This window comes from Streptomyces sp. NPDC002926 (assembly GCF_053591755.1).
In genome coordinates this window covers 1-16,066 of record NZ_JBSFUK010000024.1, presented here as the reverse complement: position 1 = coordinate 16,066, position 16,066 = coordinate 1, and the positions used below count along the sequence as shown (strand labels likewise).

At 68.6% G+C, this 16,066-nt stretch carries 12 protein-coding genes and 4 pseudogenes; 9 read left to right on the top strand and 7 right to left on the bottom strand.

Annotated features, from left to right (window positions below; translation table 11 throughout):
• Positions 1–27: 27 nt before the first annotated feature.
• Together ACWDZ6_RS26555 and ACWDZ6_RS26550 are read left to right on the top strand one after the other, a co-directional pair.
• On the top strand, positions 28–1,263 hold the full coding sequence (locus ACWDZ6_RS26555) for an FUSC family protein (protein ID WP_451504831.1): 1,236 nt from the start codon (positions 28–30) through the stop codon (positions 1,261–1,263).
• Positions 1,264–1,359: 96 nt separating this feature from the next.
• On the top strand, positions 1,360–1,734 hold the full coding sequence (locus ACWDZ6_RS26550; RefSeq protein WP_366729955.1) for a DUF2795 domain-containing protein: 375 nt from the start codon (positions 1,360–1,362) through the stop codon (positions 1,732–1,734).
• Between the two features lie 139 nt (positions 1,735–1,873).
• Here the strand turns inward: ACWDZ6_RS26550 and ACWDZ6_RS26545 are convergent, their stop codons facing one another.
• Positions 1,874–2,686: a VOC family protein gene (locus ACWDZ6_RS26545; protein WP_366729956.1), complete on the bottom strand. Its 813-nt coding sequence runs from the start codon at positions 2,684–2,686 to the stop codon at positions 1,874–1,876.
• 357 nt (positions 2,687–3,043) lie between these two features.
• Between ACWDZ6_RS26545 and ACWDZ6_RS26540 the strand changes: the two genes are divergently transcribed.
• Positions 3,044–4,888 (top strand): transketolase, encoded by a 1,845-nt coding sequence (locus ACWDZ6_RS26540; protein WP_451504830.1) that lies wholly within the window; start codon positions 3,044–3,046, stop codon positions 4,886–4,888.
• A 60-nt stretch (positions 4,889–4,948) separates the two neighbouring features.
• Here ACWDZ6_RS26540 and ACWDZ6_RS26535 read toward each other — a convergent pair.
• A pseudogene (locus ACWDZ6_RS26535) lies at positions 4,949–6,171 on the bottom strand (4-hydroxybenzoate 3-monooxygenase).
• 394 nt (positions 6,172–6,565) lie between these two features.
• On the opposite strand from ACWDZ6_RS26535, the pseudogene ACWDZ6_RS26530 reads away from it, so the two are divergent.
• The 4 genes and pseudogenes from ACWDZ6_RS26530 to ACWDZ6_RS26515 all read left to right on the top strand — a co-directional run.
• Positions 6,566–6,673: pseudogene (locus tag ACWDZ6_RS26530) on the top strand (amino acid ABC transporter ATP-binding protein); the annotation flags it as partial.
• A 108-nt stretch (positions 6,674–6,781) separates the two neighbouring features.
• Positions 6,782–7,705, top strand: coding sequence for a glutamate ABC transporter substrate-binding protein (locus ACWDZ6_RS26525; protein ID WP_366729959.1), 924 nt, complete (start codon positions 6,782–6,784; stop codon positions 7,703–7,705).
• A 648-nt stretch (positions 7,706–8,353) separates the two neighbouring features.
• Positions 8,354–8,557: pseudogene (locus tag ACWDZ6_RS26520) on the top strand (transcriptional regulator); the annotation flags it as partial.
• Positions 8,558–8,939: 382 nt separating this feature from the next.
• A complete protein-coding gene (locus ACWDZ6_RS26515; protein WP_451504829.1) occupies positions 8,940–10,337 on the top strand; it encodes a DUF1996 domain-containing protein in 1,398 nt (465 codons plus the stop codon).
• Between the two features lie 74 nt (positions 10,338–10,411).
• Here the strand turns inward: ACWDZ6_RS26515 and ACWDZ6_RS26510 are convergent, their stop codons facing one another.
• Together ACWDZ6_RS26510 and ACWDZ6_RS26505 are read right to left on the bottom strand one after the other, a co-directional pair.
• Entirely contained in the window at positions 10,412–11,356 is a 945-nt protein-coding gene (locus ACWDZ6_RS26510) for a DUF5996 family protein (protein WP_451504828.1), read from the bottom strand.
• Between the two features lie 134 nt (positions 11,357–11,490).
• Positions 11,491–12,327 carry a hypothetical protein gene (locus ACWDZ6_RS26505; protein WP_451504827.1) on the bottom strand — a complete coding sequence of 279 codons (837 nt, stop codon included), beginning with the start codon at positions 12,325–12,327 and terminating at the stop codon, positions 11,491–11,493.
• Positions 12,328–12,566: 239 nt separating this feature from the next.
• Between ACWDZ6_RS26505 and ACWDZ6_RS26500 the strand changes: the two genes are divergently transcribed.
• Together ACWDZ6_RS26500 and ACWDZ6_RS26495 are read left to right on the top strand one after the other, a co-directional pair.
• On the top strand, positions 12,567–14,045 hold the full coding sequence (locus ACWDZ6_RS26500) for a glutamate-cysteine ligase family protein (protein WP_451504826.1): 1,479 nt from the start codon (positions 12,567–12,569) through the stop codon (positions 14,043–14,045).
• Positions 14,046–14,254: 209 nt separating this feature from the next.
• Complete coding sequence (locus ACWDZ6_RS26495; RefSeq protein ID WP_389176770.1) at positions 14,255–14,803, top strand: hypothetical protein; 549 nt, start codon at positions 14,255–14,257, stop codon at positions 14,801–14,803.
• A 96-nt stretch (positions 14,804–14,899) separates the two neighbouring features.
• Here ACWDZ6_RS26495 and ACWDZ6_RS26490 read toward each other — a convergent pair whose 3' ends face one another.
• The 3 genes and pseudogenes from ACWDZ6_RS26490 to ACWDZ6_RS26480 all read right to left on the bottom strand — a co-directional run.
• On the bottom strand, positions 14,900–15,208 hold the full coding sequence (locus tag ACWDZ6_RS26490) for an SCO5918 family protein (RefSeq protein ID WP_351451157.1): 309 nt from the start codon (positions 15,206–15,208) through the stop codon (positions 14,900–14,902).
• Between the two features lie 55 nt (positions 15,209–15,263).
• Positions 15,264–15,662 carry a CBS domain-containing protein gene (locus ACWDZ6_RS26485; RefSeq protein WP_351451155.1) on the bottom strand — a complete coding sequence of 133 codons (399 nt, stop codon included), beginning with the start codon at positions 15,660–15,662 and terminating at the stop codon, positions 15,264–15,266.
• A gap of 59 nt (positions 15,663–15,721) precedes the next feature.
• A pseudogene (locus ACWDZ6_RS26480) lies at positions 15,722–16,066 on the bottom strand (DEAD/DEAH box helicase); the annotation flags it as partial.

Here is a 16,066-nt window from a genome sequence, read left to right as displayed (position 1 = left end):
CTGCTCGAGCGCGGGAAGAACCAAGGGGTGCCTGATCTTCTTAGTTCAGTAAGAGCGCCGATTGCCGAGCTCGTCAGCAAGCGCAGGGAAGTCGCCGTCGTCCAGACGTTGCGTTCGACGGCGGCCGCGACTCTCGCCTACGTCGCAGCCCTGTGGCTGACCAGCGAACCCGCTCCCCTCACCGCTCCCCTTACCGCGCTCCTCGTTGTCCAGGTCACCCTCTACTCCACTCTCACCACCGGCATCCGGCGAGTGAACTCCGTGATCGTCGGCGTTCTGATCGCCAGCGGCTTCAGCGCTCTCGTCGGCCTGACGTGGTGGAGCCTGGGCCTGATCATCCTGGCTTCCCTGGTGCTGGGCCGTGTGGTGCGCGTCGGTGAGTTCGTCCCGGAGGTCGCGATCAGCGCGATGCTCGTGCTCGGTGTGAGCCGGGTCGCGTACACCGCATGGGACCGTGTGCTGGAGACACTGATCGGTGCGGGGGTTGGCCTCCTCTTCAACGTTCTGCTCGTGCCTCCCGTCTGGGTGGGGCCGGCCGGTGAGTCCATCCAGGACCTGGCCCGGCGGATGCGCCGGCTGCTTCTGCGCATTGGGGAGGAGCTGACCAGCCCCACTCCTGTGGAGCGCGCCGCCGCCCGCCTCCATGAGGCACGACGCCTCGACCACGACATCGCGGAGGTCGACGCGGCGCTGCGCCAGGCGGAGGACAGCCTCCGGCTCAATCCGCGGGTCAAGGAAGGACTGCTGCGTCGAGTGGTGCTGCGTACCGGGCTCGATACCCTGGAGATCTGTGCGGTGGTTCTGCGGGTACTTGCCCGCACGATGACCGACCTCGCCAAGGAGCGCAGCGAGGAAGACCTGTTCCCTCCGGAGGAGGGGCTCGCCCTCGAGGAGCTGCTGTCCCACGTCGCCGACGCCATCGTCAGTTTCGCCGTCCTGGTGACCACGCAGGTGAGCGAGAGCGCTGACGCGGCGGAGTCCCGGCTGGCCGGTGAGCTCGCCGCGGCAGCCGCGGCCCGCGAGAGGGCGGCGGAGCTGCTGCTCGAGGGCGTCAAACGGCAACCGCGCGACTGGCAGCTCTACGGCGCGCTGCTCACGGAGATCGACCGGATCCTGGCAGAACTGGACATCGCCCATCGTTCCCGGCGCCTGATGGAGGAGCTGGACCGTGCCTCACGCGAGCAGCACGAACGACACCCGCAGCTCTTCGCCATACGCCGCTGGGCGCATGACAAGCGGTCGCGGCGCAGCACGTCTCGTTGACCGGGGTCCAGCACTTCGTGCATTTCCGGTTCTCCCTGCCTGTGTCAGGGAGTACGGATCGGGTACGTGCCCAGTCCCCACGAGCGAGGAGGAGAAATGCAGCGAGGCAGCGACCGCCTCAGCGTCCGCAAGGACGACGAGATGAAGCACGAATTGCAGGGACTGCTCCGTTCAGGACACCCCACCCGGGTAGAGGAATGGCACGACCCGGAGCCGGGTGCCGATGACGACCCGGAGATCGCGTCCGGCCCGGTGCCCGCGGTGGGGTCTGTGGGCGCCGATGACCAGTTGAGGGTTGAGCTGGCCCGTTACCTCGGCCGCGCCGCTTTCCCGGCGACGCGCCGGGACCTGGTGCACATCCTGAGTGAGCGGCACGCCCCGGACCGACTGATCGATCTGGTGAACGGACTGCCGGCGCAGGGGGCGTACGCCACCGCGCGGGAAGTCGTGAGCGCCGTGTCGCGGCCGTAAGGCTGCTGTCAGGGCACAGGGCCCGTCAGCATATTCCCTGCGTAGCGGGGAACGGAGGCGCCGGGCAGGGGGCACATCCGCTGCCGGCGCCTTCTGCTGCGGTGACCAGGCGCGCCGTGGGGCGGCCATGCGGGGAACGTCAGTCGAGGAAACGGCTGGTGACCGTGAACAGCGCGCCGTCGGCGTCGCAGAGCGTCGTCTCAGGTCCATGGGGTGTGGATTGCCGGACCACCACGAAGCCGCCGTTCTTGACGGCCGCCTCGGTGGTGGCGTCCACGTCCTTGACGGGGAAGTGGATGTGCCAGCGGGGCTGGATCATGGGATCCGGCACGGCTTCGGCCGCACCGGAGCTGAGGCGCGCGAGAACGTGTCCGTCGCAGTGCAGGACGACCTCTTCCTCCTCGTAGCTGACCTCGCAGCAGCCAGGGCGCCCGCACGCCCACTCGAGGACCTCGCCGTAGAAGATGGCGGCCTCGAATGCGTTCCGGGTCCGCAGCCTCAGCCAGGTGGGTGTGGTCCTGCGCCAGCTGTGCCAGTCGGGGATGAGTTCGCCTTCCCAGATGCCGAAAACGGCGCCGTCCCGGTCGGAGGCCAGGGCTCCGCGCCCCAGCGAGAAGGTGAGCGGACCGACCGCGACGGTGCCGCTGCGCTCCCGGATACGTGCCGCCGCCTCATCCGTATCCGTGACGGCGAAGTACGGGGTCCACGCGACGGGGACCTGCAGCTGAGGTGCCAGGGCTCCGATGCCTGCGACCAGTGCGCCCTCATGGAAGGCGACGCTGAACTGGTCACCCAGTTTGCCCTTGCGGAAGCGCCACCCCAGGACCGCGCCGTAGAAATCCTGGGCAGCCTTCAGGTCGCGGGCCATGAGACTGACCCAGCAGGGCGCGCCGAACACGGCGGCGCTCGAGGTTGCAGCTGCGGACTTGGCCGCTTTCGTTTCCTTGTCCATCACACTCGGTGTCCCGGTCGAATGGTTCTCGGCGCGTCACGCGGAGTAAAGGGAATCGGTTGCGTACCTCATCCTGCCCCGGCGGCGGGGGACTCGCGAGCCGCGACGAACCCCTCCTCACGCTGCGCGCCGGAGTACCTCGAAACGCGACGGGCAGGTTTGGCGGTGTCCGGGCAGGGGACTCGACGAATCGGCCGAGCGGCCATGGGACGAATGGAAAAAAGCGGCTCCGGGCGCGGACGGCGGTCCCCGCCCGCAGTCCGCTGTTCCCCGTCCCCACGCCTGAGGGGCCCGGGCACGGCAGGTCCCGGTGCGGATTCGCCCGGGTCCCGGGTCCCACCGTCAAGGAGGAGTGACATGCGTACCGAACTACTGACGGAACTGGGCCAGCAGTTGCGCGTGGACGCCGTCCGCGCCGCCGACGCGGCAGGTTCCGGGCATCCGACGTCCTCCATGTCCGCCGCGGACCTGGCCGGTGTCCTGCTGGCCAACCATCTGCACTACGACTTCGACCGCCCGGAGCACCCCGGCAACGACCGGCTGATCTTCTCCAAGGGGCACGCGTCGCCGCTCCTGTACGCCCTCTACCGGGCGGCGGGCGTCGTCGACGACGAAGAGCTGCTCACCTTCCGGCGTCTCGACAGCCGCCTCGAAGGCCATCCGACGCCCCGGCTGCCCTGGGTGGACGTAGCCACCGGCTCTCTCGGGCAGGGGCTGCCGGTCGGCGTCGGCATGGCCCTGGCCGGCAAGAAACTCGACCAGATCCCCTACCGGGTGTGGGTGCTGTCGGGCGACAGCGAGATGGCCGAGGGGTCCGTGTGGGAGGCCGTCGAGCACGCGGCGTACGAGGGTCTCGACAATCTGACGCTGCTCATCGATGTGAATCGCCTGGGCCAGCGCGGGCCCACGCGCCACGAGTGGGACCTCGACGCGTACGCGCGGCGGCTCGAGGCCTTCGGCTGGCACACCATCGAGATCGACGGCCACGATGTCGCGGCCGTCGACGCGGCGCTGGCGGAGGCCCGCTCCACCTTCCGGCGGCCCACCGCGATCATCGCCCGCACCCACAAGGGGCGAGGTGTCTCCGCCGTCGAGGACCGGGAGGGCATGCACGGCAAACCGCTGCCCGACGCGGAGGAGGCCATCGAGGAACTGGGCGGGCCGCGCTTCATCCGGGTGGAGGTCCAGTCCCCTCCCGCGGCACGGGTGCTCGCCGGAGCCCGCGGCGTGCTTCTTCCGCCGCCGCGCTTCGACATCGGCGACTCGGTCGCCACCCGCACCGCGTACGGACAGGCGCTCGCCGCACTCGGCTCGGCGCGCGGCGACATCGTCGCGCTCGACGGGGAGGTCGGCGACTCGACGCGCACCGAATATTTCGGGAAGGCGCACCCGAGCCGCTACTTCGAGTGCTACATCGCCGAGCAGCAGCTCGTCGCGACGGCCGTGGGGATGCAGGCACGGGGATACGTCCCGTACGCCTCCACCTTCGCGGCGTTCCTGACCCGCGCCCATGACTTCATACGGATGGCAGCCGTCAGCCGCGCCTCGATCAATCTCGTCGGCTCGCACGCGGGGGTCGCGATCGGCCAGGACGGGCCGTCCCAGATGGGTCTCGAGGACCTGGCGATGTTCCGTGCCGTGCACGGCAGCACGGTGCTGTACCCGTGCGACGGCAATCAGACGGCCCGGCTCGTCGAGGGCATGGCCGATCTGCCGAATGTGAGCTATCTGCGTACCAGCAGGGGCGAGATGCCGGTCGTCTACGGTCCGGACGAGGAGTTTCCGGTGGGCGGCTCCAAGGTGCTGCGCACGGGGGAGCGGGACCGGCTCACCGTCGTCGCGGCCGGCGTGACGGTCCATGAGGCGCTCGCGGCGGCCGAGCTGCTGGAGAGGGAGAACATCGGTGTGCGCGTCATCGATCTCTACTCCGTCAAGCCCGTCGACACGGAGACCCTGTGGAACGCGGCCGACGAGACCGGCTTTCTGCTGACAGTGGAGGACCACCGCCCCGAGGGCGGCCTCGGCGACGCGGTGGCGGCAGTCTTCTCGGACGGCCGACCCGCACCGCGACTGGTACGGCTCGCTGTCCAGAACATGCCCGCCTCGGCCACGCCCGAGGAGCAACTGCACACGTCCGGAATAGACGCGGAGTCGATCGCGGCCGCCGTAAGGCTGCTGGTGGAAGAGGCGGTGGTGCGCTGAGTCGGCCGTGCCCGGAGGACGACTTCGAGCACGGGAGGCCACCCGCCCGGCCGGTGCAGGTCAGTAGTCGGTGTCCTTGCCGATGTACAACTCGGCGAAAGTGGCTGCGGCGGCCGGCGAGCCGAAGATCCGCCGCAGCCGGGCAGCGGCGGAGCCCGCACGGAAGGGGTCGCCCGACGATGCTCCGTGCAGCACCTCGGACAGCCACTGCGAGAACTCCTGGTACTGCCACACACGACGCAGGCAGGCTTCCGAGTAGCCGCTCACCCGCTGTCGTCGCCCTTGCCGAAGTACGCGACGAGCGCGTCACCGAGCAGCAGCGCATCGTGCAGCGCGAGGTTCATGCCTTTCGCGGCGATCGGCGCCGCGAGGTGGGCCGCGTCGCCCGCCAGATACAGCCGTCCGTATGCCATCGGCTCCACGACGTAGTTGTGCATGTCCAGCACCCGCTTCTCGATCAGCCGTCCCTCGGCCAGCGGCCGGGCCCCGTCCGCCGACAGCCGGTCGCGGAGCTCGGACCACACCCGCTCGTGCGGCCAGTTCTCCGGGTCGTCGCCGGGCGGGCACTCGAGGTAGTAGCGGGTTACCCGGGGGCTTCGGGCCATGTGGGCGGCGAAGCCGCGCGGATGGACGCCGAAGACGACGGAGTCACAGGACGGCGGCGCCTCTGCGAGGAGAGCCAGCCAGCCGACACCGTAGTCATTCCGGGCGACGGTGGTGTGTTCCGGCGGCATGCAGGCGCGGCTCACGCCGCGTGCACCGTCGCAGCCCGCGACGACATCGCAGTCGATGCTCCGGCGCTCGCCCGTCTCCGGGTCCGTATAGGAGACCGATGGCCGATCCGTGTCGATGGCGTGCAGTTCCACATCGCGTACGCCGAAGCGGGCGTCGCCGTCCGCGTCGTCCGCGTACTTGCGCACCAGATCTGTCACCAACAGCGGCTGTGGATAGACGAAGTGGCGGTGTCCCGACAGCTCGCCGTACCGAAACCTGTGACGCTCTCCCGCGAACCGGAACTCGCACTCGCTGTGCGCCTGTGCATGTACCAGCGAACGGTTGGCCAGCCCGCGCCGTTCGAGGGCCCGCACCGCCCACTCCTCGATGAAGCCCGCGCGGGGCCGCTGCTCGATGAACTCTCTGCTCTCGGTTTCCAGCAGTACGCAGTCGACGGAGGCGGCTCGCAGGATGTTGGCGACTGTGAGACCGGCGGGTCCCGCGCCCACGATGACGACGCGGGCGCGTTCTACCGGAGCAGAAGAGGAGGGGGAGGAGACGGCAGTCATCCGAGCATTATGGCGGTGTTCCGTCAAGCACATGTGCGCTCATCGCGGGCGGACCGACACCGGTGCCGACGGGGCGCGAACCAGCGCTCCTGGGCGGTGTCGCTGACACCGGAGTGGTGGGGTAGCCGGCCACAACCGGACCGAGATGGACACGTGGCCGGACCGTGATGCTCAAATTCCGCTCAGATGTAGTGACGGCGAGATGGTCGTGTCCCTATTGTCCTCCCCAACGAAAAGGACGGAGTAAAGAGCCGATGACGGGCACTTCGGTGGCCGGGGGCGCCGTCCTTGCTGCGGGCCGACCTGGCTTCGATCGGCGGGAAACCGCCAGTCAGGAGAGCGAGGAGTCGGCTCGGCGTCGCGTCGATGCCGGCATGGCTCTCGTTTCGATGCGTTCGTACAGCCTGCCGCGAACCGGATCGTGTTCGCGGCCGACGGCAGGATTGTCGAAGCGGCCGCGCCGGATGAGTTCCGCAACAACCCGCGCGGCGACTGGGCAAGGACCTCCTGTGAAGATCCTGCACTCCTGACGCGCGACTCCCTGCGGCGACGCCCCCAACGTCCCCAACCGCCCAATCTGCTCAATTCGTTGATATAAGGATGTTCCACCATGAAGCCCTGCACGTCCGCCGCAGCCGCGGCGATCGCTGTGCTTGCGGTCGCCCTCGGCGCAACCGCCTGTTCCGGGGACTCCGGCAGTTCCGCTGACACGGCCGCCGCCAGCTCCGGCGGCTGGGACCAGCCGAAGCTGCCCACGTACACGGTTGCCAAGGACGTCAAGATCGACTCCCCGACCCTGCGGAAGGCCCGGGCGGCCGGCAAGCTCGTCATCGGTGCCAAGAATGATCAGCCTTACCTCGGCTTCCAGGACGCGGACGGCAAGCGGTCCGGCTTCGATATCGAGATCGCCAAGATGGTCGCCGCCGACCTGGGGTTCTCGCCCGAGATGATCGAGTTCAAAACGGTCGACACCAAGAATCGCGAGGCCGCCATCTCCAGTGGCGCCGTCGACCTGTACATCGGCACGTACACGATCAACGACGAACGCAAGAAGCGAGTGGGATTCGCCGGCCCGTACTACACGGCGGGCGCCGACCTCCTGGTCCGCAAGAACGACAGAACGATCAGTGGGCCGTTCTCTCTGCAGGGCAAGACGGTCTGCTCGGTCAAGGGCTCGACCGCGCTCCGGGAGATCAAGAAGCCCGAATACAACACCACGACCGTCGAGACGTCCAAGTACAACGAGTGCGTTGTGAAACTGCTCGACGAAGAGGTCGATGCCGTCACCACGGACGACGCCATCCTCATGGGCTACGCCGCCCAGCGCCCGGACAAGCTGAGGGTCGTCGGCAGTCCGTTCACGGAGGAGCCCTACGGCGTCGGCATGAACAAGGATGACAAGGCGCTGCGTGAAGCGGTCTCGGACGCCATCGAGGCGCACGACAGCAACGGCGATCACGAGAAGGCATACGACGCGACGCTTGGTCTGTCCGGTTCCAAGTATGGAGGGGCGTCGACGGTCGAGCGCTACTGAGCTCACACTGCGGGCTTGGATCGTTCCTGGCGATGGCGCGACGTACGTGTGCATGCGATTACTGCATCACCAAGACCTTCTGCGCTTGAGATTGCTGGTGTTTGCGTATGCCGCTGTCGTTGACAGAGGCGCTGCAACTGACGGTGGCGGCGTTGATGCAAGCCACGGGGGACTCGCAGAGTGAGTTGGCCGGCTCTCTCGGTCTGACGCAGACCGGGTATCGCGTCGTCAGGCGGGCCGTACTGCCTGGACGCTGGACGACTGCGACAGGCTCGCCGCTCACTTCGGGCTTCCCGTACTGGACTTGCTGGCCGGTCCGACCCGGGCCTGCGAACTGGTGCCGGCCGACCGGCGCCGCGCCGCACGCGCGGGGCGCGGTGCGGAGGCTTCCGCGGTGCGACAGGTCGAGGGAGTGCGGCTGGGGCGGCCGGCGTTCTCGCACGACGAGGCCGGACGATGACCGATTCGAGTCCATCGACGCCCTGCCGGCCTCGGCCCGGCAGGAGGTGGAGCTGCCCCCCCGTCGAGGAGCGGCGCGCCCGGCGGGAGGGGCTGAGGCTGTCACGTACTCAGGTGGCCCGTGTGCTGGGCGTATGCCCGTCGACGGTCGGCGGCTGGGAGGCGGGCCGCGATCCCGGCGGTGAAGGCCGCTTGAACGCCCGCGGTGGTACCCGGGTCGAGCTGCACCCGCTCAACCAGTCCCAAGTTGCCCGCCCGCACCAGCGAGTGGTGGAGTACCGCACTTTCGACGTCCGGTGCTGGGACCGCATCGTCGAGGCCTGGGCAGCGAACGACGACCAAGCCTTGGACGACGCCTGGATCGACCAGATCGTCGACCTCGGATCCCAGTGAGGCCAGTACGAGTACGTCACCAACATCGGGTTCGCTGCCTGACAGTGCCGTCCCGCTGGGTTGAGGCGTCGGGGAACCGCACTTCCGCCCGCCACTGACCAGGTACTTTTGGGCGGTCGACCAGGGCTTTGCTTCGCACGGGACCCGAGCGAGGTCCGTGAAGGTGCCGCCGGGTAGCCGCGTCAAAATTTTCTGCTGATTCTCTGCTGAGTAGAACAGCCCTGGTTTCCGTATCTCACTGCGTTGTGCTGTGTTTCGCGCCCGAGAGGGCGCAGGCACGGCTGACCCGGCCGAGGGGCATGAAGTCCCCGGTGTGACGAAACCAAAGAGGGGCGAGCCTGTGAGGTACGGGCAGAGACACAAGCGGTCCAGATGGATCGGCATGACAGTCGCCGCGGTGGCAGCAATGGCTGTGGGAGGCGGAGCTCTCCTGATGACGGACAACAACGCCTCGGCCGCCCGGGAACCCGCGCGCCGGCAGTGGGCCGCGGCGGCTCCGATGACCATCAATTGTCCGGACGTCGCAGTCCGTCTGTCGCAAGTGCCGCAGCAGGCGCGGCCTACGGTGGACAACGAGCTGGCGCAGCTGGACACCCAGGTCGCGGATGCCTATGGGCAGCTCGCATCAGCCGGTGGGAAGGCTGACCAGAAGTGGGTGCGCACGCGAGTGCTGGACCCGTTGTCGTCCCAGCGCCGCCTCACACTGGACCGCATCGCCGCCGAGATCGACCGGGTGTCGAACCGTCCGGAGCAGCTGGAGTCGCTGGCATCCTGCACGGTCAAGCAGGATGCTGTGGCCCCCGCCTCGGCTTCGGCATCCGCGGCCGCCCCCGACGCCGCGGCTGTGAACCCTCCCGCCCCGGGCGCCTCCGCTCCGGCCGGCGGCAGTCCGGCGCAGACCGGTCCCCAAAGGTCGGACTTCGTGGACATCCGCAAGGTGCGCCCCAATGTCGCCACTCCCCGCCTGCAGCGCAACGCCTCCCGCGGTACGTTCCAGTCGCGCTGCGGGCGCAACGAGAACAAGCACTTCAACCCCGACAACGTCATCGTCGCTCCCGGTGTGAGCAACGGTGCCCACCACATGCACGACTATGTCGGGAACCTTGAGACCGACGCCTTCGCCACCAATGACGACCTCGCCGCCGCGGGCACGACGTGCACCAACGGTGACCGCTCCACCCACTACTGGCCGGTCCTGCGACTGCGCAACGGGAAGATCGAGGGCGACGCGGACCTCCCCGGTGGAGGAAAGGACGGCAATGTCGGACGCATTCTCCAGCCCGCTTCGGCGCAACTGACCTTCCGCGGCAGCCCCGTCAGCAAAGTCACCGCGATGCCCACGTTCCTGCGCATCATCACCGGTGATGCCAAGGCGTTCACCAACGGGACAGCCAACGCCAACGCCTCCTGGAGCTGCACCGGCTTCGAGAACCGGCAGCTGAAGGACAAGTACCCGCTGTGCCCGCGGGGCAGCAATGTGGTGCGTACGTTCAACTTCCAGAGCTGCTGGGACGGCAGTAACACCGACAGTGCGAACCACCGCACGCATGTGGCCTTCGCGGGCCCCAACGGCGCCTGCCCCAAGGGATTCCGGGCCATCCCCCAGCTGGTCCAGCGGATCACGTACAAGATCGCGCCCGGCTCGGTGTTCGCCGTCGACAGCTTCCCCGAGCAGTTGCACAAGCCGGTGACGGACCACGGTGACTTCATCAACGTGATGTCCTCGTCGCTGATGAGGAAGGCAGTGGGCTGCATCAACAGCGGCCGTAGGTGCGGCTGACGCCCGGACCCCGGCACGGCGGATGCCGTGCCGGGGCCACCATGGTGCGGGTGTCCTGCACGGCGCCCTGGCGTTCACACACGGGGGACCGGCAGTTGAGGGTCCGTGATTCCGCCGGGTGAGGCGAACCGGGCGGTGTCCCAGCCGGCACGTCGGGCTCCGGCCTGGTACGCGCTCTCGTAGAAGGCGAGCACGGCGGAACGAGGATCGCTCTCGGCGAGGGCGGAGTCGTAGGGGAGCACGGCCAGGTGGTTGTTATTGCGTGCAACCCAGTGTGCCGCAGCGGGCGTGAGCGGCTCCCCGGTCAGTTCCGCGGGCTCGGGGAAGGTGTAGGAGTAGAAGGCGGGCTCGGCGAAGGTATCGTCACCGAACCAGAACCCGAAGCTGATCAGCTCTCGGGAGTACGCCTCCCGTGTTACGGGATCGATCTTCGGCGGCTGGTCGATATGGCGCCCGGAGAACCGGCTGTGGGCGATGTCGAAGGTGTGCCAGAAGTGGTGTACCGGGCTGGCCTTTCCCGAAAAGCCGGCTGCGAACTCCTCCAGCACCAACGCCACTTGGCTCAGCACCTGCCAGTAGCGGTTGGCGAGTTCGGGATCGTAGGCCGCATGCTCTGTGTCCTCGGCGAACGGCCGATCGGCATCGGGCAGGTCGAACGGCCGGGGAATATTGATGCTCACCCGGACGCCCAGCGCGGCCAGAGCCTCAACGATGCCGCTGTGGAAAGACGCCACGGACTGGCCCACGAGCGGTACGGACATCGCTCTGCCGTCCAAGGTCGCCACGACCAGCTGATGGCCGACGAAGTCGAAGTCGATCGTGAAGACCGAATGACCGTCGGCCTCTCGCATCGGACGTGTGGTGATGCCGCGTCCGGTCAGATGGAAGGGAACGTTCCACCAGTGGTTGCGCCGGGCACTCGCGGCGAGACGGATCTTGCCGACGACCTGTGCGAACCTGTGCAGCGTTTCCTTGGTGTCCTGCCACTCCGCGAGCGGCATCTGCGGGAACAGCTCCATCGCGTTCCCCTTCCTGCCCCGCGCTCCTGTCGGCCGGGCAGTTCCATGATGACCACGCCCGACGCGTACGGCACTTCGCCCGGACCCGACCCGGCGGCTCGGCTGTCGCGGTGCCCTGCGGCCGCCGCAGGGAGCTAGGGACGTTCGAAGAGCTGCAGTACGCCGCCGATCGAGAAGCACGCGGCCCCCGTCATGGTTCCCCAGTTGGCGACGGCGACGTTGACCAGGTTTCCGGTACGCGGCTCCGTGAAGTCGGCCAGTGCCGAAACCAGGAACAGCGCCGAGCCGAGCTGGTTGACGGCGACGATCCACCAGCCGAGGCTCCGCAGGCGCAGGCCGGGACGGCCGTGGCTGACCTCGAGGAGCGCCAGATGCCCGGAAACGAGGAAGAGCAGGCATCCGACGACGTCGGGCGCCCAGATCAGCCGGTTCACCTGCTGGGCCGACAGCCCTTGGAGAAACGAGTCCAGCAGATTGATGCCGAACACCACCGTCCCGGCGAACAGCACAAAGGTGCTCAGCCAGTCGATCCGCATCGGCTCGTAGCTCCACCACCGCCAGCGGCGGGTGGCCAGGGCGCCGGCGCCGCCGGCCCGCCGAGGGGCGTTGATCGTCTGCAGGAGGGAGGCGTAGGCGCCGGTGTTGAAGAACAGGCCCCCCACGAAGTAGACGGTCGCGCTCTGGGTCGGATTGCCGGATCCGAACTGGGCGAGTGCGGCGCCGAGGACGAACAGTGCCCCACCGGCCGTGAACGCCGTCGCGGCCACGGCGTTGAGGGTCCGAAGCCGGTGCAGGGTCTCTTCGTCCGCGTACTGAGCGGTGGGCTCGGCGCCCTCGGGCCCGACCCTGAGCACGCCGCGTTTGCGTGCCGCGCGCGACTCCCATACCGCGATGCCGCCTCCGGCGAGGCGCCAGCTGAGGCGTGTGGTGAACGGTCCGGCGCCCTCGGCGCGCTCTTCAGTGTGGGCCACGTGCCGAGCCTAAGAGCGAGCACGGGCCCGGACGTGGACCGCCTTGCGCTCTCCTGCGGAGAAGGTGAGAACTGCAGCGGGAGACTGCTGGTGTCCGCAGCTCACGGGCGGTCAAGGTGCGCGCCGGTGCGCGTCAGGGGGCGTACGTGCGGCGTGCGCCCCCGGTCTTGGCTGGTCCGGGCGGTGGGGGAGTGAGACCCTTGGAGCGGGGTGTCTGCCGAGGGGACTCGGGAGGGCTGATGGGACGAGATGTCCCGGCGCTGGTGTTCACCCGCGAGGACCGCCGCCGGTACCGGATCAAGATGCAGGAGTGTCTCGACGCGTTCGCGCAGATGCTGGCCGAGTCACGATTCGAGTTCGAGCGGCCGCAGGTGGGTCTGGAGATCGAGCTGAATCTGGTGGACGAGCGCGCCGAACCGGCGATGCGCAACACCGACGTACTCCAGGCGATCGCGGATCCCGCCTGGGCGACGGAGCTGGGCCGGTTCAACCTCGAGATCAACATCCCGCCGCGGCGTCTGACGGCCGGTGGTCCCGATGCGTGGGAGAAGGAGATCCGGGATGCCCTCAACCATGCGGAGGAGCGGGCCGCGGCGGTCGGCGCGCACCTGATCATGGTGGGAGTCCTGCCGACGCTGCGGCAGGTGGATGTGAGTGAGGCGGCGCTGTCGGAGGATCCGCGGTACCGGCTGTTGAACGAGCAGGTGTTCGCGGCCCGGGGCGAGGATCTGCGGATCGATGTGGACGGGGTGGACCGGCTGCGGACGTACGCGGACACCATCACGCCCGAGGCGGCGTGCACGAGTATCCAGTTTCATCTGCAGGTCTCGCCGGACGAGTTCGCGGACTACTGGAACGCAGCGCAGGCGATCGCGGGGGTGCAGGTAGCGCTGGCCGCGAACTCGCCGTTCCTGTTCGGCAAGGAGCTCTGGCACGAGACACGTATCCCCCTCTTCGAGCAGGCCACCGACACCCGGCCGCAAGAGATCAAGGTGCAGGGGGTGAAACCCCGGGTGTGGTTCGGAGAGCGGTGGATCACCGGCGTCTTCGATCTCTTCGAAGAGAACGTGCACTACTTCCCGGCGCTGCTGCCCCTGTGTGACGAGCAGGATCCGATGGAGACGCTGGACGGCGGAGACACGCCCGAACTGGCCGAGCTCACTCTGCACAACGGCACGATCTACCGCTGGAACCGCCCGGTCTACGCCGTCGCCCACGACAAACCGCATTTGCGGGTGGAGAACCGGGTGCTCCCCGCCGGTCCGACGGTTGCCGATGCCCTCGCGAACGGAGCCTTCTACTACGGGCTGACGCGCGCCCTGGTCGATGAGGAACGGCCGGTCTGGTCGCGGATGTCGTTCGCGGCAGCGGAGGACAACTTGCACGCAGCGGCGCGGCAGGGGATCGACGCGCGCCTGTACTGGCCCGGGATGGGCGAGGTGCCGGCGTCCGAACTTGTGCTGAGGCGTCTTCTGCCGCTGGCGCACCGGGGGCTGGAGCAGTCGGGCATGGACGCGGCGTGGCGGGAACCGCTGCTGGGGATCATCGAACAGCGGTGCGTCACCGGCCGCAACGGCGCGGTGTGGCAGAAGGAGATGTTCCATCACATCCATGACTCCACCCATGTGGGGCGCCATGAAGCGCTGCGGCGTATGACACAGCAGTACATGGACTACATGCATCTCAACGCACCTGCCCATACCTGGCCGGTCGAGTGAACCGGTGAGGTCTCGCGGGCCGGCGGCACCGCGGTTGTACCCCCGTCCGACACCTGCGCGGTCGCGGACACACCGCTGACTGTGTCGGGTCGGATACGGTTTGTCACTGAATCCTGCATTTCGGGCACGGTGGCTTCACGGCGGAAAGGCGCACGCATGACCCCGATCCTGGCCGGTGCTGCGGTCGGCGTGCCCGCATACGGGTCGGCATGACGACACCGGATCCGCAACCGTCACCGGCTGCCCGCCGGCGGAGAGACGCCACCGCCGCCCGTGCCGGCGACATCGCGGCCGCACGGCTCAAGGAACGGATCTACGCGACCATCACCCTGACCGCTGTCGTGGTGACTCTTGCCGAGGCGGGCGAGCCCGACCACCTGGAAGCGGCGCTCACCGTGGCCGTGACAGCGCTCGGGGTCTGGCTGGCCACGCTGGTCGCCGACGAGCAGGCGCACCGTGCTGTGACCCGGCGCAGCGCGAACCGGGCAGAAATTCGGACAGGGTTGTATGTCTCCAGTCCGCTGCTGCTGAGCGCCGTGGGGCCACTGGCGCTGATCGGCATGTCGGCGCTGGGCGCGATGGGTCTGGGCACGGCGCTGCTGACCGGTGCCGGGGTGGAGGTGGCGACCCTGTTCTTCTGGGGCTGGCGTACCGGCCTGCGGATGGGCAACGGGCCGCTGAGCGCGCTCACGTCAGGCCTATTGGACACCGCGATCGGCGTGGGTGTCGTGGGCGTGAAGTTCCTAGCCGGTCACTGAACGTGCCGTTGTCCATCCTCGGGAACACCGGCCCCCCGGACAGCAGAGGGCTCCGACCAGTTGCCCGTCGGAGCCCTCTGCGCTATCCGGTCCCGGTCACATCTGCGCCGCTGCTCCGAGCTGTGCCGAAGCCGTTTCCAGCGGGGTGAGAACGGGGGGAGGGACGATCGCGGGGGCGGTGTGACAGGTGAACCCGAGGCGCGTGAGGGCCCTGGTCACTTCGCCGGCGGTGAAATCGCGGCGATCCTGTCCGGTGATCACTTCGCCCACCTGCTTGACGGGGAAGATGCGGCGGCCGATGGTCACGGACTCACCCGTGACGGGTTCGGGCTTGATGCCCTTCATCGACTGCTGCACATCATTCTTGACCAGGTCGAAGGGGAAGCGGGCGATGACGCAGCGCATAGTGCCTCAACAGGGTTGGAGGGATGGGCGGAGACGGAATTCAGGCCAGGGGAGATCAGTGGGTGAGGGCGAGGACACCGAGGATGTACCCGTCCTCGTCGACCACAGGTGAGGCACCGAGTTCGCGGGCCCGCATGGCGTATTCCGCTTCGGGCAGCGACATCTCGGACAAGGTGAACGGTCCCCGGTCGTGGACGATGTCACGCAACCGCGTGTCCTCGGCGTACCAGGAGCCACTGCGGTATGCGGTGAGCTGGGCCCGGGAGACCAGACCGGCACAGCGATCGTCCTCACCGCGGACGATCAGGTGCCCCACGCCGGCGCCGATGAGGACGGACAGGGCGACGTCGACGATCATGTCATCGCCGACCTGAGGTCCGGGTTTGGTCATGGCGTCGGCGGCAGTCAGCCCGATGCGGGCCGTCTGCCGTGGCTGCGTGAGAATCAGCGTCAAGGGACACCTTTCGTGTTCGTCGGATCAACGGGCCGAGCGCGACTGCCAGGGCTGCGACTTCACGCGGCGCTTCTGAACGAGGACTGGCGCTGCGAGGTGCCCGTCCGCCCCTGGGACGCAGCGGGGGAGCGGCGCGCCTGGGCGGGGCGGCTGCGCCGGCCCCGGGACGACGAGGCGCTGCGCTTGGGGCGCTCCGTCACCGGCGCGGTGATGGTGACGGGGATGCCGGAGGGGGGCTGGGCGCCGGTGATGCGGCTGAGTTCGGCTTCGCCGGAGCGGACCTGGGCGGTGTGCGGGGTGATGCCGGCGGCTGCCATGAGGCGTGCCATCTCGCGGCGTTGGTTGGGCAGGACCAGGGTGACGACGCTGCCGGACTCGCCCGCGCGGGCGGTGCGGCCGCCGCG

What these genes read in the sequence shown, in the direction of transcription:
- ACWDZ6_RS26550 (WP_366729955.1), top strand. Translation starts at nt 1,360, where the DNA reads ATGCAGCGAGGCAGCGACCGCCTCAGCGTCCGCAAGGACGACGAGATG.
- ACWDZ6_RS26545 (WP_366729956.1), bottom strand. Translation starts at nt 2,686, where the DNA reads ATGGACAAGGAAACGAAAGCGGCCAAGTCCGCAGCTGCAACCTCGAGC.
- ACWDZ6_RS26540 (WP_451504830.1), top strand. Translation starts at nt 3,044, where the DNA reads ATGCGTACCGAACTACTGACGGAACTGGGCCAGCAGTTGCGCGTGGAC.
- ACWDZ6_RS26525 (WP_366729959.1), top strand. Translation starts at nt 6,782, where the DNA reads ATGAAGCCCTGCACGTCCGCCGCAGCCGCGGCGATCGCTGTGCTTGCG.
- ACWDZ6_RS26515 (WP_451504829.1), top strand. Translation starts at nt 8,940, where the DNA reads ATGACAGTCGCCGCGGTGGCAGCAATGGCTGTGGGAGGCGGAGCTCTC.
- ACWDZ6_RS26510 (WP_451504828.1), bottom strand. Translation starts at nt 11,356, where the DNA reads ATGGAGCTGTTCCCGCAGATGCCGCTCGCGGAGTGGCAGGACACCAAG.
- ACWDZ6_RS26500 (WP_451504826.1), top strand. Translation starts at nt 12,567, where the DNA reads ATGGGACGAGATGTCCCGGCGCTGGTGTTCACCCGCGAGGACCGCCGC.
- ACWDZ6_RS26495 (WP_389176770.1), top strand. Translation starts at nt 14,255, where the DNA reads ATGACGACACCGGATCCGCAACCGTCACCGGCTGCCCGCCGGCGGAGA.
- ACWDZ6_RS26490 (WP_351451157.1), bottom strand. Translation starts at nt 15,208, where the DNA reads ATGCGCTGCGTCATCGCCCGCTTCCCCTTCGACCTGGTCAAGAATGAT.